Here is a 21174-nt window from a genome sequence, read left to right as displayed (position 1 = left end):
TGGTTTTGGGAAACGCCAAAATAATGATTGGCCTAAGCAATCTATGCTTTTAAAAAGAATTATATTTGCGCAGAAAAATTTTAACATATGCCAATTATTGATCTCTACGAGCACGGAGAAAAGCGAAAAAATCTTGCACATTTTGCAACTTTAGCTTCTTTAGCTGCCGTTGATGGAGAAGTTAATCCAAAGGAAAAAGCTGTTCTTGATAGGTTCGCCTTTAAGTTGAACATTACCGATGCCGAATATAAGGAGGTAATGAAAAAGGAGAACAGGTATCCTATAGAAACACCGCATAGCGGCGAGAAAAGACTAAAGCGACTTTTTGAGTTCTTCCAAATGGCATTTGCAGATCACACTATTGATGAAGATCAAGTAAGATTGATCGAGAAATATGCCGTTGCCTTGGGATATCCTTCCAAAGATGCGGAACGGATCATAAAAAAATCGTTCGATATTTTTGAAGGGAAAATATCTTTTGAAGCGTATCAGTACGTTCTAGAGCACTAGCTCTTGGCCGCCATAAATTCTTCTGCCTTCTCTACCATTTTTTTACTTCCGCAGAAGAAAGGTACGCGTTGGTGCAACTCTTTTGGAATTATATCCATTATAGGGTTAAATCCGTCGCTGGCCTTGCCATTCGCCTGTTCGGCCAAAAATGCCATAGGATTGCACTCATAAAGTAGGCGCAGTTTGCCTTCTTCAGCTTTACTACTTTTAGGATACAGATATATACCGCCCTTTATCATATTTCTGTGAAAATCGGATACTAAAGAACCTATGTATCTGGAAATATATGGTCTATCGCCTTCCTCTTCTTGACAGTATTTGATATAATCTTTTACACCTTTAGGAAAATGTACATAGTTGCCTTCGTTTACCGAATAGATTTTTCCAGTCTCTGGAAATTCCATATCTGGGTGGGATAGGTAAAAAGTTCCCAGAGCAGGATTCAACGTAAAGCCGTTAACTCCATCTCCAGTGGTATATACAAGCATGGTTGAAGTTCCATAAACAATATAACCTGCAGCAACTTGATTTCTTCCTGGTTGTAGAAAATCTTCCAGTGTCACGGGCGTTCCAACAGGTGTAACTCGTCTATAGATTGAAAAAATAGTACCCACGGATACGTTGACATCGATGTTCGAAGAACCGTCCAGTGGGTCTATCAATACAATGTATTTGTTTTGATGTTGCTTATCGAAACTATTGATGCTTATAAAATCATCTTCCTCTTCTGATGCGATACCGCACACAATTTCACGCTTGGACAATGTCTGTATAAACTTTTCGTTGGCCATGACATCCAACTTCTGCTGGTTTTCCCCTTGTATGTTAGTATCTCCAGCAGCACCTATAATGTCTACCAAACCTGCTTTGTTGACTTCATGATTCACAACTTTTGCCGCTAATCGTAGACCGTTTAAAAGTCTGGATAATTCGCCTGAGGTATATTGAAAGGAATCTTGATTTTCGATGATGAACTCTCCAAGGGTCATGGTTTTTTTATCCATAAGGGCAGGTGTTTTATTTGGTGACAAATATCGGGTATTTTGTGATACTACATCGTTTTCGATAACGCAAAGTATTTTAAATTTATAACTTTGAGTTTTATTTGTAACAATATGAATCATTTAATCAGAGAAGCAAAAGAAGGGGATATGGGGCAAGTATTGGCGCTTGTTCAAGAATTGGCCGATTTTGAAAAAGAATCCAATGCGGTTGAAGTTACCAAAGCAGATTTAATCAAGGATGGGTTTGGGGATAAAAAGCTTTTTCATTGTTTTGTTGCTGAGAAAAATGACAAGATCGTTGGTATTGCGTTGGTATATCCCAGATATTCAACATGGAAAGGGCCCGTGATTCATTTGGAGGATTTAATCGTGTCCGAAGCCATGCGAGGAAGTGGTTTGGGAACAGCCCTGTTAGATCAGGTGGTAAAATATGGACATACTTTAGGTGTAAAACGCATCTCTTGGGAAGTATTGGATTGGAATGAACCTGCTATCAAATTTTATGAAAAGCAAGGAGCAAATGTTATGCGGGATTGGGATGTTGTTCAATTGGACGAGAAAGGAATCAAAAAATATATAGATAGTATTCAATAATACGATCTAAAGAATATAGAACTGGATAAATGAGAATTTTTAAGTTTGGTGGGGCATCGGTAAAGGATGCCAATGGGGTAAAGAATATTGTAGCTGTTCTACAGCAAGTAGGTCATGAAAACACATTGGTCGTTATATCCGCAATGGGAAAAACGACAAATGCAATGGAAAAAGTGGTCACTTCTTATTTTGAGGACAAAAAAACGATATCCTCTTCTCTGCAAGAAGTCATTGATTATCATGAAAGTATCTTGGCCGATTTATTTAAAAACAAAAACCACCTTGTTTATGAGAAAGTAAAGCTCCTTTTTGAAGAGGTAAAAGGATTTCTGACCTGGAACAAATCACCCAAATATGCTTTTGTTTATGATCAAGTAGTGGGCTATGGAGAATTGATATCAACAACTATAGTCAGTGAATATTTTAAGGAAGTGGACATGCCGAACATATGGCAAGATGTTCGTAATTTGATTAAAACTGACAATACGTACAGAGATGCCTCTGTGAATTGGGAACGAACCCAAAAAGAGATTTCTAATAGAATCGATGTGTCCCAGTTGAATATTACCCAAGGTTTTTTGGGAAGTGATGATAACAATTTCACCACAACTTTAGGGAGGGAGGGTTCGGATTATACGGCTGCTATTTTAGCGTATTGCCTCAATGCCGATTCGGTTACGATTTGGAAGGATGTTCCCGGTGTTTTGAACGCAGACCCCAGAAATTTTAAGGAAACCCAACTGCTTAATGAAATTTCATACCGAGAGGCTATAGAATTGGCTTTTTACGGAGCTTCCGTAATTCATCCAAAAACATTACAGCCCTTACAAAGAAAGGAGATTCCGTTGCATGTTAAATCCTTTCTTAATCCTAAGGAGGATGGAACACGGGTTGCAAAGGGAAAAGGAATATCCCCCGAAGTGCCATGCTTCATTGTTAAAAAGAACCAAGTGCTCATAAAATTATCTTCTTTGGATTTTTCGTTTATCATGGAAGATAACATCAGCGAAATATTCAAACTGTTCCATCACCACAGGATGAAGGTGGATTTGATTCAGAACTCCGCTATAAGTTTCTCTGTTTGTTTGGACAACAAGTTCAATGGTTTGCAGGCTATGTTGAATGAGTTAAAACGAAAGTTTAAAGTCGTATGTCACGAAGATGTTTCGCTCTATACAATCAGACATTTTAATGATAAGGCGGTAAAATCACTCCAGAACGGAAGGTCCGTCCTTGTAGAACAGCGTGGTAGGGAGACTGTGCAGCTTGTCGTAAAATAAAAGCAAAAATCATTTTTGCCCGAAAGCCCAGTTAGGGTATTTTTCTATCTTTACGGTTACCTAATTAATAATTTATGGGGTTGGTTTCTGCGAAAGAGGTAGCAAAAGTCATTCATCTGGACAAATACGGATTTTTGGGAACCTTTGTGGGTTGGCTTTTAATGGTGGCGACCAAGATTACCTCAATAAATCATTTTTACAATAAGAATAAATCGCTTCCGGGGAAGGAATTCCTGGATTCCATTTTGGACCATTATGAAATTGATTTTGATATTCCAGAAGAAGATTTAAAGCGCCTTCCAAAAGACGGTCCCTACATTACCATTAGCAATCACCCTTTGGGAGGAATAGATGGTGTATTGTTATTAAAGCTAATGCTTCAAGAACGGGAGGACTTTAAAATCATCGCTAACTTTTTGCTACACCGTATTGAGCCGATCAAGCCTTATATAATGCCTGTCAACCCTTTTGAAAACCATAAGGATGCAAAGAGCAGTATTATGGGCTTTAAGAATGCACTTTTGCATTTACGGGAAGGGCATCCACTGGGTATTTTCCCGGCTGGTGAGGTATCAACCTATAAAGATGGAAAGTTGGTCGTTGATAAACCTTGGGAAGAGGCTGCGCTAAAGTTGATACGAAAGGCAGAAGTCCCAGTTGTACCCATTTATTTTCATGCACGAAACAGTCGCCTTTTTTACAGGTTATCTAAACTGAACGATGTCTTTAGAACAGCTAAACTTCCATCGGAGCTTACTTCACAAAGTACACGACCCATAAAGGTAAGGATTGGACAGCCCATCCCTGTTAATGCACAAAAAGAAGAAGAGACCTTGGAATCTTTTACAGAATTATTGCGAAAAAAGACATACTTGCTTGCAAATGCTTTTGAAAAAGAGCGCTTAATAGATAAAGTACCTACCACATTAAAAATTCCAAAGACACCAAAAAAAATAGCAACTGCGGTAAGCGCTGCCGTATTGGAGGGGGAAATAGAAAAATTGCGCGAGAAAGGCTGTAGAATGCTACAAAGCAAAAATTACGAAGTGTATCTTGCTCAGCAGAACGATATGCCCTTCATTTTAAATGAAATTGGAAGGCAACGAGAAATAACATTTAGGGAAGTTGGGGAGGGCACCAACAATGCAATCGATTTGGATGATTTTGATTCCTATTACCATCATCTTTTTCTTTGGGATGATGAGGACAAGGCCATAGTTGGTGCGTATCGTATGGGACTTGGTTCACAGATTTACAAACAGTATGGAATAGATGGGTTTTACCTTCAGGATCTTTTTCGTTTTGAACCAGAGTTGTATGGGATGATGGAAAAGTCCATTGAAATGGGAAGGGCTTACATTGTAAAAAAATACCAACAAAAACCAATGCCCTTATTTTTATTATGGAAAGGGATTGTACACACGACTTTACGACATCCTGAGCATAAATACTTGATAGGAGGCGTAAGTATCAGTAATCAGTTCTCCAATTTCTCAAAATCGTTGATGATCGAGTTCATGAAATCAAACTACTGGGACCCATATGTGGCTCAATATGTTCATCCCAAAAAAGAATTTAAGGTCAAATTAAAAGATGCGGATAAAGAATTTATTTTTGACGAGACCCAAGCCGATTTGAACAAGTTCGATAAGCTCATTAATGAAGTAGAACCTGGGAGTCTTCGTCTGCCAGTCCTCATCAAGAAGTATATTAAGCAAAATGCAAAAGTAGTTGCTTTTAATGTTGACCCGTTGTTCAACAATTCGGTCGATGGATTGATGTACATTAAAATCGCTGATTTGCCCGAGAGCACTGTTAAGCCCGTAATGGAAGAATTTCAAGCGGAATTGGAACAAAAAATGGCAGAAGGAAATAATTCAACTGCCACGTACTGAACAAGACTTACCAGATCCTAGTTCAACAATTCTTCTTTTACAAAGTCCTGACAAAATTCTTTGATTTCGTTTCTGGCCTTTAAAAAAGCTTCATGTTTTTTATCCTCTGTTCCTATCACTTTTGAAGGATCAAAGAAGTTATGATGTATTCTTTCAGCATTTTCTGCGGGGATAAAAGGGCAATTTTCCTTTGCATGGTCACAGACCGTAATTATGTAGTCCCACTTTATCCCATCGTACTCGTCCACATGGTTAGAGGTGTGCGATGAAATATCTATTCCATCCTCCTTCATTATTGCAACTGCGCCAGGATTTAATCCATGCGTTTCTATGCCAGCACTGTAAATAGTTGCCAAGGCATTTTGAAAATAATTTAAATATCCGTGTGCCATTTGGCTTCTGCATGAGTTTCCTGTACAAAGGACCAATACATTTTTCATTTTTTTTTTGATTTGATGATTAATCTACTCCAACAATTTTACTTCTTTTTTCAAATAACAAATTATCTTTCCAAATACCGTTGATCTTGCCTATACGCTCGCGTTTGCCAATAAAACGAAAACCAACTTTTTTATGGAGATGGATACTTGCTTCATTTTCAGGAAAAATACTGGATTGTAATGTCCAAAACCCTTCTTTCTCACTGTTATCGATCAATTGATGCATCAGTTGTTTGCCGATGCCCTTTCCTTGGTTTTTCAAATCGATATAAACACTTATTTCGCCTACACCTCTATAAACATACCTATTGGAGATCTGTGATAGTGCTGCCCATCCCAAAATAGTGTTTTCTTTGACTGCTACCAATCGACATTTAGATGTATGTGCACTATCCCAAATGGGGTAGTCTGGAACTTTTTGTTCAAAAGTTGCAAAGCCAGTAGCCATTCCTTGCGCATATATTTGGGCTACTTCTTCCCAATCGGATCTTTTCATTTCACGAACATGCATGATAAGAAGCTAACAGCAACCGCTTCCCGGAGCGCAGCTGTTTTTTGATGATGATATGGTTTCTGTTTCCGTCTCGACTATTCCACAGGTTTCTTTTGCCTTGCAATCGGTTTTTTGGACAGATAGTTTTAAAACCAATGAATTCTTATCCATACTATAATCGTCTACAAAAAGTTGTGCTGTGTGAAAAGCTTCGTTGCTATATTCAAACTTGATTTCCGCATCCCTCACCATAGGTTTTATTCGATCTACCTTATTGAGAATGCCCAAAGCTTTGTAAGCTGACATAAATTCTTTTTTCTCTTTTTCCTGGGGGCTTTCCCAAAGTTGTACAATGGTTTCTTTCCAATAGTCTGTTCCAGCACCACAATCTACAGCGTCTATCACGATATTTTTTATTTCCGTGATATGGTAGTTTGCACCTACAAATTTACCCTTGGTATATTCAAAAAGTAAGCTCTTGTCTTGGTGTTGTTTTAATAACGATAAAAAATCAGCAGTGTTCATGATTAACAACAGTTATAGTTAATATTGGTAAAAAATGTATGAAAGGAATGTTGTAATTCTTCCCATCGTTTCTCATTGATGCAATAACAAAGATTTTTGCCTTCAAAAGTACCTTTAAGAAGCCCAATCTTTTTTATTTCGTTCAAGTGCTGTGATATGGTTGGCTGAGCGAGTCCAATCACATCGACCAAATCATTGCAGATGCAATTTTCCTGTCTGCTTATGTATTCCAAAATGGCTATGCGTGCTGGGTGGGCCAAGACTTTGGCTACTTGTGCCAGCTCATTTTGAGTTAACGAAAACATATGTGTTTTGGAGGCTCCCAACTATTATGATATATTTAGAGTGTAAAATTATATTGCAATATTACGATAATATTAGTAAATAAAAAAGCCAGAAGATAATTTTCTGGCTTTTTTTATTATAATCCTTTAAACCAATTTTGGAAATACTCCCCTACCAAGAATACTGGTTTTTGAGTACCGTTTATAGCGCCAATGAGGCTCATAATCCATAATACTAGTGGAAAAATCCATCCAATTAGATTTACAATTGGTATTATACCTAATACAAGTCCCACTAGAAAAATTCCAAGTACCTGTCTCACGTAAAAAGAACCTATCTCGGTCTTATTGTTATTGTTCATAATGATAGCAATAATCCAACCGATAAAGGTTAAGTGCGCAATCAATGCCACTGTTTTGCCACTATCTGGATTAGCAGGATCAAAAGTATCCTTTACATCCTTTTCAAAATCTTTTGCCGCTTCTTTGGCTTCTTCTTTAGTTTTTTCAAAACCTCCTTCGGTTTCATTGGTGTCTTTGTTTTCTTCGGACATTGTAATTTTAAATTTGTTGGTTGAACATGGTTAAAATTAAGGAATATTTTATTAGCTACAGAAAAGCTTTATCAACAGGCTCCCAAAGTCAAGTTTTGCTATTTTTTGGACTAAGATACAACCAAGTTTACAGTGGTTGCACTTTTCTGTTTTTAATGCTTTACTGATTCCACTACGTCTTAAACTCTAAAGTTCTTAATAAATTGTATTGCACCTGATTGAAAAATGGATTAGGTAATACACATTTAGCGTTTTATATTTTTCTCATATAGCGATATCCAATCCTTTACGGTCATTTTTTGACATAGTTTGGCAATGAGCTCAAAAGGAATGCTTTCCATTTTTTTAAATCGAATACAGCTTTTGCCCATGTCCAATTTTGTCTTTATCACTTGGGAGTATTCTCTAGCAAACCAATCTGATAGTTCCGTATCAGCATAGATTCCTGAGTGGTACAATGCTATAAAATGTTTTTGTGAAGCTATATTAATAAATGGCAAGGGTAGTTTAGGGTCACAATGATATCCTTCGGGATAAATAGAGTGGGGTACCACATATCCAATCATTTTATAGTTGATACACTCCTCAAATCCAGTTGGTAGGTTTGTCTTGATTGTTTTCCGCAGTTTAGAAAATGCTTCTTTACGCTCTTCTGGAAGTTTACTGATATATTCATCAGGTGTTTTAGCATCAATAGTCATGATATGGTCATTTACGTTGAAGTGTCAAAGCCGAAATTAGGGAAATGATAAACCCAATCACAAAAACGGTCATGCCCATTATAGCAAAAGAGAAAAACGGATTGGCAAACAATGCTTTCTGGGACTCCATTTCAGCCAATTTTGCTTCAAACTCCATTTTAGGAAGAGAAGCTTTCATAGTTTCAATGGAGCTTTCATAATACTCGGCTGTGAAATCGGGGTTGATCACTTTGATGTAAAACACATCGAGAATTCCAAAGATTACAGACACAATAAGACTTATGAGCACTCCAATAACCAGCGCTTTCTTAAAACTGATTTTTCCATTATTTTCTGTGTCCCTATAACTTTTGATGCCAAAATAGACAAAACACAACGAGAGAATAATAGAGATATAGCCCAATACCTCTTGTGTGGAGAATGATAAATCGCTTAAGGCGAGCCAACTTGTCAAAAAGAGGGCGGAAATAGCAACTGCCCCGTACATTCCAAACTTAAATACTGTTTTTTTCATGTTTACACGTTTTAATTGGTTGGTATAAAGGTAGATGGATGATAGAAAGAAACACTCATACTAAAGTACCAAAACAATAGTACTTTGGTTTGAAACTAAATTAGATGGCCAAAATTTGTAAGTCTTTCGCCTTCTGAATTGCCTGTGTTCGACGTTTGGCATCCAATTTTAGCAATAAATTGGAAACATGTGTTTTAATGGTGCTTTCCGAGACAAAAAGCGCATCTGCTATTTCTTTGTTGGATAATCCTTTGGAAATTTGGACCAAAACTTCATATTCCCGTTTGCTAATGCCAAGCTGTTCAATCTTCTTGAAATTTATAGGAACGGGAAGATGTTTTTGGTTTTGTGTTGCTTTCCTATTGATATAAAGACCAATTACAAAAAAGACTATTGCGATACTAGAGATAACGATTTCTACGGAAATATCATTTGCAGCGTAGGCATACTTACTTAGTTGGAACAGGATAAGTAAGGAAACAATAAGGGCAGAAAAAACAAATACGGTCTTTTTCACCCGCTAAATTTAGCAAAATCTAGCTTGGATTTTGTCCACGATGGTTTGTGCCAATTTTTCCTTACTCTGTGTAGTCCAGCCGGCTACGTGGGGAGTCAATACTACATTTTTTGCCTTTCGTAAGTATTTGAAAGCCTTAGGTTTTTGGACGAACATATTTTCGAACGATTTTTTCTCGTATTCCAGTACATCCAGTCCCGCACCCAGAATTTCCCCTGACTTTAATCCATCGACCAAATCTTTGGTGATGACACATTTGCCCCTTGCGGTATTCAATAACCAAAACGGTTTATGAAATGCTTTTATAAATTCTGAATTGACCATGCCAATGCTAAGTTCCGTTTCTGGTACATGTAGACTTATGATATCGGATTTTTGTTGAAGCTCCATAATACCTACCTGTCTTGCATTTTCATCGCCGACACCGCCAATAATATCAAAACAGATAATTTCCACGTCAAAGCCCCGGAGCTTTTTGGCAAAAGCTTTGCCCATGTTCCCATAACCAATAATACCAACTGTTTTACCATCCAACTCGGTACCGCGATTCCCTTCTCGGTCCCACTTTCCTTTTTTCACCTCTTTATTGGCCTTGGGTATTTTGTTCAATAAGGATAACAGTAAGCCCAAGGTGTGTTCGCCAACGGCATTACGATTTCCCTCAGGGGCCGAAGCCAAGAATATATCTTGTTGTTTGGCATATCGGGTATCTATATTTTCCAAGCCTGCTCCAACACGCCCTATAAACTTTAGGTTTGTTGCTTTGTCCAGAAACTGTTGGTCAATGGTAAACCTGCTTCTGATAACGATTCCGTCATACAAATGGATTTTCTTCTCTATTTGCTCTTTGGACGACTTATAATCTTCATTGTTTTCAAAGCCAAGTGCTGTAAATTGTTCAATAAGTAATGGGTGGTTGGTATCTAGGTGGAGGATTTTCATAGACTAATATATGCAATTCCCTAAATTTTGGGATATTCGGTTTGGGTCATTTCATGTTGTATCGCACCGGTATGGGCCGTATTTTGTTTTTCGAAAAGTAATAGATGCACCTCTTCCCCATCTTTTGTTGAGGGGCAATGCTCCACACCTTTAGGGACTATAATAATTTCCCCTTCTTTTACGACTTCGGTTCTATCACGAAACTTCATGTACAAAGTACCTTTCAATACTTGAAAAAGTTCATCTTCATTTTCGTGCGAATGCCATACAAACTCTCCTTTTATTTTTGCTAGGATAACTTGCATATCATCGACAATAGCAATTTGATGTGGGTGCCATTGCTTCGTAAATTGAGCGTGTTTTTGCTTAAGGTTGATGGGTTTCATTGATTAAAATTTTTATTGATAAGATTACTTTCTTAGACCAGTTTTTAAATATAAATACATATTCAAGCTTTTTCTCCAAAGCATTGGAAAGGATTTCAATTTTCTTTCAATGCAACACGTAAAATTGAAAATTTATCGACTCATAGGTCAATTCAAACAGGTCATAGGTCAATTTACTACAAGATATTAAAAGATAATTTATGTTTTTTGATTCTTTAAATCAAGTCTTGACAAATGGCATACCAGATGCCAAAAGATGTTAAAAACTAGTACTATGAATCTAAAATCTCTTCCGACATTAATTTTGCTAATGCTCTCAATGAGCGTATTTACGCAGAAATTAAAGGTAAAAAAAGATATTATACTAATAGATAAAAAAGAGGTTTCATTAAAATTGATAGATGATAATGTAGGCACCGAAGTCTTTTATCGACTGGTAGACCAAAATACTGGAAAAATTATAGTAAGTGTAAACCGGAAATCTGCGAATGTTGGGAACGATATCCGATTTGAATGGCTTGTTCTATCAAAGGATAGTATTCCCTATGAGAATGAGGTGGACATGGAATATGTTTCTTTTACATTGAGCAACAAAAAAGCAATTGCAGAATTTTTAATGTCAAAGCTTAACTTTTTTGATGGGACAGGGAAAATTAACCATGAAGCTGTAAATTCCTTTTTTAGTGAAAAAAGGTATAGGGCCAGTAAAGATGAATTTGATGAGCTTGTTGCAGAAACCAAGAAAAATCAAGCATTGTTTGACCAAACTTCTGGCCTTGGAATTGCAATAGATCCAGATCATAAAGAAATTTTTAGGGGTGTAGCGCGAAATTTATCCCCGTCAGTTCAACAAAAGACCCGGCTAGAGGACATGCGGGAAAAAATGATAGGTACTTATCGATTTGCTGATGTGAACACTATACTTGTAGTGGACTTGGATAATTATATCATAGCAACAATAACCCAAGATTCTTTTAGTGGTGAGGTTAAAATGGCTTCTAAACTACTTACAGCACCGATTATTTATAAAACGGACAACAGATTTTATCCTACTGATAAATACAAAACACGGGATTTTATGGTTGAGGCCGTAAGATTCTTACACCTCAATGGATTAGAATTGGGTACTAGTGCTAAAGAATCCATAGATCAGGCTAATGAGGAAATTTTTGAAAGTGCTCAAATTGCTTATGAAGAGGCTTTAGCCAATTCATCCAACATATATAACCAAAAGGGTTATGTTATTGATGATAAGGGTACAAGGTATGAAGGAGAACTAACCTTGGTGTTCGAAGACATAAAAGATCCCAGTGACCCTATGGCAGGTGGAACAATTATTAACTTGGGTGGCAACGAAATTGGAAAGAAAGTAAGAGTGGCGTACTTAAATAAAAATGAAAAAGTGAGGTTTAAATCATTTTCATCAAAAAATGATGTTAGAGTGTGTTTATTCGATGAGCAAGGAAATGAGAGCTGTTATGAAGGGGTCAAAGTAAAAAGTAATGGATTATTGGCAACGAGTAGTGATCTTAGTTTAACAGGTACGGGAGCTAAGTTTATGAAGGAAGTCTACGTCACCGATAATGCGATAGTATTCCAAGAGTCACCCTCTAATAAATATTACCTCAAAGTTAATACCCGAGAGAAAGCATTCGATTTTGAATTTGGGGGACTAATCAAAGAGGATAAAAAATTATTAAAACTAAAAGAATATTTATCAGGATGTGATTATATCAAGGATGGATATGATGAGTCGAAATTCAGAGACTTAAATTATATAAATTCATTGGTCGACTACTATAATTCTTCTTGCAGTAAGTAAACATTCTTCTAGAATAAGAGAGTAAAAAGAATAAACAAATAAGATTTAAATCCCTAAAATCATTTTGGCAATCAAAAAATAGATCAAGATTCCAAAAATATCGTTGCTGGTCGTTATAAAAGGGCCTGTAGCTATTGCAGGGTCAACACCGCGTTTGTGTAGAAATAGCGGAGTGAAGGTGCCTACAAATCCAGCTACGACAATTACGGCGATCAATGAAATGGAAATGGCAAGTGCGGTCATAAAATTGCCTTTCCATCCCCAGGTAAAAAGCAATAGGATTATTGCCAGTATAATCCCATTTAAAAGCGCCAATACGATTTCCTTTACCAATCTATTGCTTATGCTGCCCTTTAAGTCATCATTTGCCAAACCTTGGACAATGATGGCACTGGATTGCACCCCTACATTTCCTGCCATAGCGGCAATCAATGGTGTAAATAAAAACAGAACGGTGTATTTACTGAACATTTCTTCAAACCCTCCCATAATGTAAGCTGCCGCCGCTCCGCCGAAGAGTCCTAAAATCAACCAGGGCAAACGTGCGCGCGTCAGTTCCCAAATACTATCATCGGCTTCTACATCTTGTGAGATACCTGCGGCCATTTGGTAATCTTTGTCGGCTTCTTCGCGAATAACATCCACAATATCATCGATGGTAATACGACCCACAAGGCGACCAATCTCGTCTACAACTGGAATGGCTTCCAAATCGTATTTGGACATTATTTTGGCAACCTCTTCAGATTTTTCATTAACGCCTACTGAATCTACCTTTGGAATATAAATATCTTTGATATGGGTCTTTGTCGAAGTCGTGAGCAAATCCTTCAAAGAAAGCCTGCCCTTTAATTTTTCTTCATCATCGACCACATAAATAGAATGTACACGGGTTACATTTTCCGCTTGTGCCCTCATTTCCTTTACGCAGGTGAGCACGTTCCAGTTTTCATTGACTTTCACCAACTCTTTTGCCATAAGACCACCTGCAGAATCCTCGTCATAACGTAGAAGATCAACAATGTCCTTGGCATGCTCTCTATCCTCAATTTTGGAGATGACTTCCTGGACAATTTCTTTTGGAAGTTCACCAACAATATCGGCAGCATCATCCGTATCCAGTTCTTCAAGCTCACCGGCAATCTCCTTTGCCGAAAGATTGTTCAATACGGACTCTCGGATATCCTCGTCCATCTCGGCGAGAATGTCAGATGTTTTTCCACTATCCAAAAGCTTGATCAGATAGGTAGCTTCTTCTACCGTAAGTTCCTCGGCAATTTCAGCAATATCCGCATAGTGGAACTCACCCATCATCAACTGAAGGTCAGTGTTCCTTTTTTCTGATATCATTAATTGAATATCAGCTATAAGCTCGTCTGTGAGTTTAAACGGAGTCATTGGCTATCTTCTGTGTTAACGCTATAAAATCTGCTACACTTAGCTGTTCCGGGCGTTGGTCAAAGATAGTATCTTCTTTTAGATTATCGGATAGGTCGAATGTTTTAAGACTGTTACGAATAGTCTTCCTTCTTTGGTTGAAAGCCAGTTTTACGACCTTAAAAAATAGGTGCTCATTACAATTTAGTTTTATGGAAGCTCTTCGGGTCAATCGCAAAACACCTGATTGTACTTTTGGAGGTGGGTCAAATACCTGTGGATGTACCGTGAATACATATTCGGCTTTATAAAAAGCTTGTACTAACACGGATAGGATACCGTAGGTTTTACTGCCCGGTTTTTCACAGATGCGTTGCGCTACTTCTTTTTGAAACATTCCCGAAAATTCAGGAATTTGCTGCCGCAGCTCCAACATTTTAAAGACGATTTGACTAGAGATGTTATAGGGGAAGTTTCCAGTTATAGCAAACTGTTCATTTCCGTACAGTTGTTTTAAATCGAACTTTAGAAAATCTGCCTCAATAACGTTGAGCCGATCATTTTTCTCAAGTACTTTTGGATGCTCCAATCTAAAACTGTGATTAAGATAGACTATGGATTCTTCGTCGAGATCCATAGCGACCAAATCCAAATCTTTTAATAACAGATACTTGGTAAGTACGCCCATGCCCGGGCCGATTTCCAAAACATTGGTGTAGCCATTGAGCGATAGGGTGTCGGCAATTTGTTTGGCAATATTTTCATCTTTAAGAAAGTGTTGACCTAAGTGCTTTTTTGCTTTTACCTCGCCCTCTTTATGTCCGTTCCTGGCTTTTTTGGGTTTACCATTGCCGAACTTTTTCTTATTCTTTTTGGACACAGCTGTTTTTTTGCAAGGTAGCATGAAAATTCGATATATGCTTTTGCTGTCGAAATTCTAATGCTCCACTTTTTCTGCTTGTTCGGCAAACGTGGTATCTTATTGTTGACAGGTGAAATTGTGAGTTTTTGACAAACCAAGCCAGGTTGTAAGTAAATATTTTTGTATGAACAATAAAAATTATCACAATGAAAATATGTCAACAGTTTTTTTTATCAGCAAGTATATTGACTTGCGTGCTAAGTTGCTCAAAAGACGATGGTAATGGTCCTGATGAAGGTTCTGGTGAAGGCCAAAATACACCACCAGAATCTTTTGAACTGTTAACACCTACTGACAATGCACGGGAAGCATCGGTATTTCCCACCCTAAGTTGGGAAGCAGCTACCGATGCTGATGGCGACACCATTACTTATAATGTTTACTTAGGTACGGAAGAAAACCCAGCTACACTTTTAGTAGAAAACATAAGTGCTACTAGTTTTAAGGTTACTGAAGCTCTAACACTTAATGAGACCTATTACTGGAAAGTAGAAGCGATAGATAATAATGGAGGGGCAACGGTAAGTACGATTCTGTCTTTTACTAGCGTTATCGATTTTGATATAGAGACTGTAACCGCTAACGCTTCTTTTCCAGGAAGATCCAATCACACTACACTTGTTTATGATGAAAAAATTTGGGTCATTGGAGGTTATAACGATAGTGGTATCCTAAAAGATGTTTGGTATAGCGAGGATGGCATTACATGGACAGAAGCTACATCAGATGCTGGTTTTTCTGAAAGGCGTCTCCATACATCTGTTGTATTTGATGGAAAAATGTGGGTTATTGGCGGTGCTGATCGTACTTCACGGTATAATGATGTTTGGTATAGTGAGGATGGTATTACATGGACTGAGGCTACATCAGATGCTGGTTTTTCTGAAAGGAATTCCCATGCATCTGTTGTATTCGATGGAAAAATGTGGGTTATTGGCGGTTCTTATCGTGCTTCACAGTATAATGATGTTTGGTATAGTAAGGATGGTGTCACTTGGACTGAGGCAACAGGGTCAGCGTCATTTTCCCAAAGGAGCGTTGCTTCATCTTTTGTTTTTGATGATAAAATGTGGATTGCAGGTGGCTCTAGTGGTTCTCGCTTATCAGATGTTTGGTATAGTGAGGATGGTGTCAATTGGACCAAAGCAAAAGATAATGATGATACATCATTTCATGGTGGTTCTAGCCTTACTGTTTTGCCTTACGATAATGAGTTATGGTATAGTTATTATGGTATATGGAAAAGCAGTGATAGTGCTGCAACTTGGGAGAGATTATTGTTAAATGCTCCTTTCGGCGTAAGGGATGGTAATACTTGCACTGTTTTTGATGATAAAATCTGGTTTATTGGTGGTTATGATTATGGAGGAGAAACTCATAGCAATGACGTTTGGACACTATCTCGATAAACATGTAGGTTTAAATTAACAAGGGTCAGACTTTTTATAAGCCTGACCCTTTTTTAATTATTTAAAAACCATCCATAATTAGTTGCTTAAATTGAACAGGTATCGTTTAGCACAAAGAAATATTTAGATAAATGAAAACTTAAAAAGCTAAGGAATTTGTTGGTTAATTACTTCCAATTCCGTTCTAAAGGCAACAAATTTGTTTGGGAAATATTTTTGTGCATCTGCCCGTAATCGTTCAGCATCTTCCTTGTAATAGGCTTCTAAAGTAATTCTATCCTTTGTGGTATATTGGATGGAATACGTGACTCCGCCCATTTCTTCCTCGACCAAGACCTTGGTCATTTTGGCATGGGAAAATTTTCCTGTTGCCAACATCTCTGGAATGTGTGTTTCCTGCATCCATAACAACCAATTGTCATGAACACTTTCATCTATATTTATGGTAACATTATATATGAGCATCAGCTTGTCTTGATTGGCAAAAGTAAACAAGAATCAGTTAATGATGTCTCCCCTAAGCCTCCTGAAGTTTTTTCGCGCCTTGGGAAAATAGTAGCTATCCTGATAGTTGTAAATAATCTTTTCGTAATGGATTTTTGCTTTTTCTGGTTTGTCCAATATATTTCTGTACAGTTCTCCCAAGGCAAAATGCGCATCATCCGCTAAAATGCCATCAGCATAGAATTCCACTATCTTTTTATAATTGAATTCAGCTGTTTCATAAGATTTTTGGGTTTCTAAAAGCTGTCCCTGCCTTAATAGCGCTTCATCCTCTATTTTTTCGCCCTTATGGTTTTGTAGAATATCTTCCAATGCTTCAATGGCCTCTTTATTTTTGTTTTGATAGGCCAAAAGATCTGCCCTGGCGTATTTTTTGAGCGCGGTTTGGGTGGAATCTTCCAAAGAATTATCAGATATCAAAAGACTCAATTGCATGGCATCGTTGGCAATCAATTGCGATGTGGAGCCCCTAAGTACTTTTAACTGTGTCAATGCCCAATCAAAATCACCCTTATAGAAACTGGTCTGTGCCACTTTAAAACGTGCATCCTGTCCCAATACATCGTTCTTTAAACTTTTTTGGATTTGGGTAAAATAGATGAGTGCCTGATTGAATTTTTGATCGTACACTAAAATATCCCCTAATGCCAGTTTTACATAGGCCACGGCGGTTCTTCCCATAGGCAATTCCAAACTTTCCTTCAACATGGCTATGGCCGGTGCTGGAGTTTCTTTTTTAAAAGTGAGGAAGTTTGCGTAGGCTATTTGTAACTGTAAGGTGCGGCTTTGTATTCCGTATTCTTCGACCAGATCTCGAAACTTCTTTTCTACGGTTTCAAGCTTTTTCTTGCCTTCGCCTTCAAGTTCAATATCAATCAAGTGCAGTTGAGCGTTTAATCTAACTTGACCGCTGTTACTGTTGTCAACGATATATTCAAAAATAGAGGCTGCAATTTCTTGTTGCTTGTCCTCTAAGGCAATCTGTCCTAAATTTTCCAACCTGTCCAATGAACCTTCACCAGTACGTTTATAGATTGCTTTTTCTTGTGCCAAGGCACTTGAATATTGTTTCTGTTGGATAAATAGCCAACTCAATAATTCGTTCCAAAGTGTATCTGGATTTTTTTGGGCATTCTTGAGCAGTACTTTTCTTAGCAGCACATTATTGGTGTCCTCTGGGTCTTCCGAAATAAAATCATCAATATTCCTTAGGACATTGGAGCGAGAGGTTCTTCCTTCATATATTAGATTTAAGTACGCTTGGTACATTTGTTCAATGTTGCCCTTCTCCCCATAAATTCTTGCTAATTGATAATCGTAGTTTAGGTCGGGATTAAGTTCCGTGGCTCGATTGTATGCCATTACGGCTTGGTCCAAGAGCGCATATTTTTGGAACCGATACCCAACACTATACCCAAAATTTGGGTTTTCATCTATTTTTTTGATGGCATTTTCATAATAGACCGTGGCTTTTTCAGGCTGGTCTTGTAATGTGTAATTATAGCCCAATTCTATAAAGAACGTAGGGAAGGCGTTGGAATCTTCAATTTTATTCAACAAAAAACGCTCTGCATCTTCATAGCGTTCCAATTGTTGGTAACAGGCTACAAGACCTTCTCCATAGTCGGTTCGGCGAGGATGTTTGTCGACCAATTTTTCATAAAAGACTACGGCCTTTTCGTAATCCCCGTCGGTAAAATACTGTTTGGCCAAGAAGTCCTCCTGGGCATATGCCGAAATTGATAGCACGAAGTATGTTATAAGAAATAGGACGTATCGCAATGCAATCTTTTATTTCAAATATAACGCAGAAAAAGGCGGAATCCTGTTAAGTGAATCCAAATAAATGCTTTATGGGCCTAGTTGATCATATCAAAACCACAATAGGGAACCAAAACTTCAGGTATTTTGATGCCGTCTTTTGTTTGATAATTTTCCAAAAGTCCCGCTAAAACGCGTGGCAATGCCAAAGAACTGCCGTTAAGGGTATGGGCCAATTGGCTTTTGCCATTTTCATCCTTAAATCGAAGTTTTAACCGATTTGCCTGAAAGGTTTCAAAATTGGATACAGAACTTATTTCCAACCATCGGTCCTGCGCTGTCGAAAAAACCTCAAAATCGAAAGTTAGGGCTGCCGTAAAGCCCAAATCACCTCCGCAAAGACGAAGAATGCGGTATGGTAATCTCAATTCCCTTAGAATATTTTTGACGTGCTCCGTCATTTCGTCCAATGCCTTGTACGAATTATCTGGATGTTCAATTCTCACCAATTCCACTTTATCAAATTGATGTAGTCTGTTCAGCCCGCGCACATGTGCTCCATAGCTACCTGCTTCCCTTCTAAAACAAGGCGTATATCCCGTATATTTTATGGGAAAGCTTTCTTTAGGGAGAATGTCATCCCTATGAATGTTTGTTATAGGAACCTCGGCCGTTGGGATAAGGTATAGGTCATCGTTCTGTACATGGTACATCTGTCCTTCTTTGTCGGGCAACTGTCCTGTTCCATAACCCGAAGCTTCGTTGACCACAAGTGGTAATTGAAGTTCGGTATATCCTGCCTCCGTATTTTTATCTAAAAAATAGGCAATGAGCGCACGTTGTAAACGGGCACCTTTGCCCTTATATATGGGGAATCCGGCTCCAGTGACCTTTACACCAAGTTCAAAGTCAATGATATCATATTTTTTGGCCAGTTCCCAATGTGGTAAGGCACCTTCCTCTAGTTTAGGAATGTCGCCCTCTCTAAAAATTTCTTCATTATCCTCATCAGAATTTCCTGCTGGAACAGAATCATGCGGTACGTTGGGAATTTGATACAGTAATTCCTGTAACTCAGAAGAAGTCGCAGTAAGTTCTTCTCCCAATTGTTTTGAAGCTTCCTTAAAATCGGCAGTTTGTTCTTTCAACGCAGTGGCTTCTTTTGCCTTTCCTGATTTGAAAAGCATTCCGATTTCTTTTGAAAGTTTATTGGATTTTGCCAACGTATTGTCCAATTCGGTCTGGATGGCACGTCTTTTTTCGTCTAAATCGATAATGGCCGACAATACGGGTTCTGCATCAATATTTCGCTTTTTTAAAGCGTTGATTATAGTGTCTTTGTCCTCTCTAATTTTGTGTAATTGAAGCATCGCCTTGTTTTGAGCGGCAAATTTAAGTCAATCTATGCAAGTTGACCAATTATTCTTCCTTTTGTGAGGGTAGTATCCATTCATTGTGCGATAAATGCTTCCATGGTACGCTGGTCAAATCTACTTTTGGGTCTATAAGTTCTTGGTACTTTCCATTGTTTACTTTGACCTTGCCCAAGAGAAATACCTGAATGTCCTCACCTTTTTCAGCATATTCCTTTTTTAGGTATTGGGCAAATTGCCACGAAAAATCTGGATAACAGGCTACTTTTCTTTTCTGTTTTTTGGTGAGATGGTCATCTTGTTTTATATAGGTTTCTTTGCCTGTCTCTTTATTGACTACTTTAAACCTTGCCGTGCCGGAACGACTACGCAACATCATACGCCAGCTGAGTCGGTGGCCTTCCTCGGTCCAGAGCACGTCATCAGGGATAGTGTGGTGCCGTAACGGTAGCAGTAGCTGTATTGTAAAATAGATTCCCAAGCTTACCAAAATCCATTTTCCACCTTTTGGGACATGAACTGTATTATCGATGATGATAGTTTTCTGCTTTAAAAAAATGTTACGTATTGTTTGTGGTGGAAAAAAGAACAGATTAAACGCCAACGACAGATAGGGGAAGATGCCTATTTGAAAAACGATGCTATTGAACAAATGGAAAAATATTGAACATATAAAGGCAATCTTTCGGGTTGGTTTCCAGAGTAGTGCAGGAACAATAAGCAAGTCGAACAAAATTCCAAAAGCAGCTATTATTTTGTGGATCCACTTTTCCTGTAACAAATCTCCGATCAAATAATAGTTTTGCTTGGATTTCATTAAGATTTCAATAATGCTGAAATCCAACCAATCCCCATACAGCTTTGCAATAGATGCGTAGGTGTATACGATGAACAACTGCAAAATAATCATCCATCGAATCCAATTGTACATGACCGGTGACTTGAATTCCGGGTCTTGTTTGGCATCGATGGAAAAGTCGCGGTTGGCAGGAAGAAAGGCCATGATAAAGCCTAGGAGCATGAGCAAATAGTAATGATTGTTGTACGATGTTTTTTGCATGAGATAAACACCTGTCCATAGTACGGCAAAAGCGAAGGCACTAAAACGGTATTTGTAGCCTAAGGCAATCAACAATCCCAAAGTGCCCATCACTGCAAAATAGATATACATCCAATTTCCCGGTAAAGGTTGTAGCCATTCAAACCCAATAAATGAAAAAGTAAATTTGGGTTCTATCATAGTTCTTCTTACCCAACCTGTTATAATGGCACCGTAGCATTCCGCACTTACCAATAATCCATAAAAAACCCTGAACACAACAAGTTGGGCATTGTCGATTTTTTTAAAAAGAAATTGATTGAGCACT

At 38.0% G+C, this 21174-nt stretch carries 23 protein-coding genes; 6 read left to right on the top strand and 17 right to left on the bottom strand.

Going from position 1 to position 21174, the window contains the following annotated elements:
* The first annotated feature begins 87 nt into the window (after window positions 1-87).
* Entirely contained in the window at window positions 88-510 is a 423-nt protein-coding gene (locus KIM67_RS10095) for a TerB family tellurite resistance protein (RefSeq protein WP_213831210.1), read from the top strand.
* On the opposite strand, the gene fbp is transcribed toward KIM67_RS10095, so the two are convergent.
* Entirely contained in the window at window positions 507-1514 is a 1008-nt protein-coding gene (gene fbp / locus KIM67_RS10090) for a class 1 fructose-bisphosphatase (protein ID WP_213831209.1), read from the bottom strand. The genes KIM67_RS10095 and fbp overlap by 4 nt on opposite strands.
* 111 nt (window positions 1515-1625) lie before the next feature.
* On the opposite strand from fbp, the gene KIM67_RS10085 reads away from it, so the two are divergent.
* The 3 genes from KIM67_RS10085 to KIM67_RS10075 all read left to right on the top strand — a co-directional run bounded on the left by KIM67_RS10085 (window position 1626) and on the right by KIM67_RS10075 (window position 5283).
* On the top strand, window positions 1626-2108 hold the full coding sequence (locus KIM67_RS10085; RefSeq protein ID WP_213831208.1) for a GNAT family N-acetyltransferase: 483 nt from the start codon (window positions 1626-1628) through the stop codon (window positions 2106-2108).
* Window positions 2109-2137: 29 nt separating this feature from the next.
* The gene (locus KIM67_RS10080; protein WP_213831207.1) at window positions 2138-3388 is read left to right on the top strand and encodes an aspartate kinase; all 1251 of its coding nucleotides are present in this window, start codon (window positions 2138-2140) and stop codon (window positions 3386-3388) included.
* A gap of 74 nt (window positions 3389-3462) precedes the next feature.
* The gene (locus tag KIM67_RS10075) at window positions 3463-5283 is read left to right on the top strand and encodes a lysophospholipid acyltransferase family protein (protein WP_213831206.1); all 1821 of its coding nucleotides are present in this window, start codon (window positions 3463-3465) and stop codon (window positions 5281-5283) included.
* Between the two features lie 17 nt (window positions 5284-5300).
* On the opposite strand, the gene KIM67_RS10070 is transcribed toward KIM67_RS10075, so the two are convergent.
* The 10 genes from KIM67_RS10070 to KIM67_RS10025 all read right to left on the bottom strand — a co-directional run bounded on the left by KIM67_RS10070 (window position 5301) and on the right by KIM67_RS10025 (window position 10639).
* Entirely contained in the window at window positions 5301-5723 is a 423-nt protein-coding gene (locus KIM67_RS10070; RefSeq protein WP_213831205.1) for an arsenate reductase ArsC, read from the bottom strand.
* 19 nt (window positions 5724-5742) lie between these two features.
* Window positions 5743-6219: a GNAT family N-acetyltransferase gene (locus KIM67_RS10065; RefSeq protein ID WP_250149226.1), complete on the bottom strand. Its 477-nt coding sequence runs from the start codon at window positions 6217-6219 to the stop codon at window positions 5743-5745.
* A gap of 24 nt (window positions 6220-6243) precedes the next feature.
* Window positions 6244-6741 carry a DUF6428 family protein gene (locus tag KIM67_RS10060; RefSeq protein WP_213831203.1) on the bottom strand — a complete coding sequence of 166 codons (498 nt, stop codon included), beginning with the start codon at window positions 6739-6741 and terminating at the stop codon, window positions 6244-6246.
* 2 nt (window positions 6742-6743) lie between these two features.
* Window positions 6744-7067, bottom strand: a complete 324-nt coding sequence (locus KIM67_RS10055; RefSeq protein ID WP_213831202.1) for a helix-turn-helix transcriptional regulator — start codon at window positions 7065-7067, stop codon at window positions 6744-6746.
* Between the two features lie 95 nt (window positions 7068-7162).
* The gene (locus KIM67_RS10050) at window positions 7163-7579 is read right to left on the bottom strand and encodes a YtxH domain-containing protein (RefSeq protein WP_213831201.1); all 417 of its coding nucleotides are present in this window, start codon (window positions 7577-7579) and stop codon (window positions 7163-7165) included.
* A 245-nt stretch (window positions 7580-7824) separates the two neighbouring features.
* Window positions 7825-8280, bottom strand: a complete 456-nt coding sequence (locus tag KIM67_RS10045) for a DUF1801 domain-containing protein (protein WP_213831200.1) — start codon at window positions 8278-8280, stop codon at window positions 7825-7827.
* Between the two features lie 7 nt (window positions 8281-8287).
* On the bottom strand, window positions 8288-8794 hold the full coding sequence (locus tag KIM67_RS10040; RefSeq protein WP_213831199.1) for a DUF4199 domain-containing protein: 507 nt from the start codon (window positions 8792-8794) through the stop codon (window positions 8288-8290).
* Window positions 8795-8894: 100 nt separating this feature from the next.
* Window positions 8895-9311, bottom strand: a complete 417-nt coding sequence (locus tag KIM67_RS18730; protein WP_213831198.1) for a response regulator transcription factor — start codon at window positions 9309-9311, stop codon at window positions 8895-8897.
* Window positions 9312-9320: 9 nt separating this feature from the next.
* A complete protein-coding gene (locus tag KIM67_RS10030; protein ID WP_213831197.1) occupies window positions 9321-10253 on the bottom strand; it encodes a 2-hydroxyacid dehydrogenase in 933 nt (310 codons plus the stop codon).
* A gap of 20 nt (window positions 10254-10273) precedes the next feature.
* The gene (locus KIM67_RS10025; RefSeq protein WP_213831196.1) at window positions 10274-10639 is read right to left on the bottom strand and encodes a cupin domain-containing protein; all 366 of its coding nucleotides are present in this window, start codon (window positions 10637-10639) and stop codon (window positions 10274-10276) included.
* Between the two features lie 274 nt (window positions 10640-10913).
* Here KIM67_RS10025 and KIM67_RS10020 point away from each other — a divergent pair, with 274 nt between their 5' ends.
* Window positions 10914-12461: a hypothetical protein gene (locus KIM67_RS10020; RefSeq protein WP_213831195.1), complete on the top strand. Its 1548-nt coding sequence runs from the start codon at window positions 10914-10916 to the stop codon at window positions 12459-12461.
* Between the two features lie 45 nt (window positions 12462-12506).
* On the opposite strand, the gene mgtE is transcribed toward KIM67_RS10020, so the two are convergent.
* Window positions 12507-13859, bottom strand: a complete 1353-nt coding sequence (gene mgtE / locus KIM67_RS10015) for a magnesium transporter (protein ID WP_213831194.1) — start codon at window positions 13857-13859, stop codon at window positions 12507-12509.
* The gene (rsmA, locus tag KIM67_RS10010; protein ID WP_298868864.1) at window positions 13846-14718 is read right to left on the bottom strand and encodes a 16S rRNA (adenine(1518)-N(6)/adenine(1519)-N(6))-dimethyltransferase RsmA; all 873 of its coding nucleotides are present in this window, start codon (window positions 14716-14718) and stop codon (window positions 13846-13848) included. Before rsmA ends, mgtE begins: the two co-directional genes overlap by 14 nt.
* Before the next feature lie 188 nt (window positions 14719-14906).
* Between rsmA and KIM67_RS10005 the strand changes: the two genes are divergently transcribed.
* On the top strand, window positions 14907-16169 hold the full coding sequence (locus KIM67_RS10005; RefSeq protein WP_213831192.1) for a sialidase family protein: 1263 nt from the start codon (window positions 14907-14909) through the stop codon (window positions 16167-16169).
* A gap of 147 nt (window positions 16170-16316) precedes the next feature.
* Here the strand turns inward: KIM67_RS10005 and KIM67_RS10000 are convergent, their stop codons facing one another.
* From KIM67_RS10000 to KIM67_RS09985, 4 genes are all read right to left on the bottom strand, one after another.
* Entirely contained in the window at window positions 16317-16634 is a 318-nt protein-coding gene (locus KIM67_RS10000) for a DUF4286 family protein (RefSeq protein WP_213831191.1), read from the bottom strand.
* Window positions 16635-16667: 33 nt separating this feature from the next.
* Window positions 16668-18422, bottom strand: a complete 1755-nt coding sequence (locus KIM67_RS09995; protein WP_298868860.1) for a tetratricopeptide repeat protein — start codon at window positions 18420-18422, stop codon at window positions 16668-16670.
* A 110-nt stretch (window positions 18423-18532) separates the two neighbouring features.
* On the bottom strand, window positions 18533-19804 hold the full coding sequence (serS, locus tag KIM67_RS09990; protein WP_213831189.1) for a serine--tRNA ligase: 1272 nt from the start codon (window positions 19802-19804) through the stop codon (window positions 18533-18535).
* Window positions 19805-19853: 49 nt separating this feature from the next.
* Window positions 19854-21173, bottom strand: coding sequence for an HTTM domain-containing protein (locus KIM67_RS09985; protein ID WP_213831188.1), 1320 nt, complete (start codon window positions 21171-21173; stop codon window positions 19854-19856).
* Window position 21174: the final 1 nt, after the last annotated feature.

It is taken from the genome of Flagellimonas sp. 389 (genome assembly GCF_018449435.1).
Lineage (GTDB): Bacteria > Bacteroidota > Bacteroidia > Flavobacteriales > Flavobacteriaceae > Flagellimonas.
Note: the sequence above shows the minus strand (reverse complement) of the source record. Positions and strands in the feature narration are given on the sequence as shown.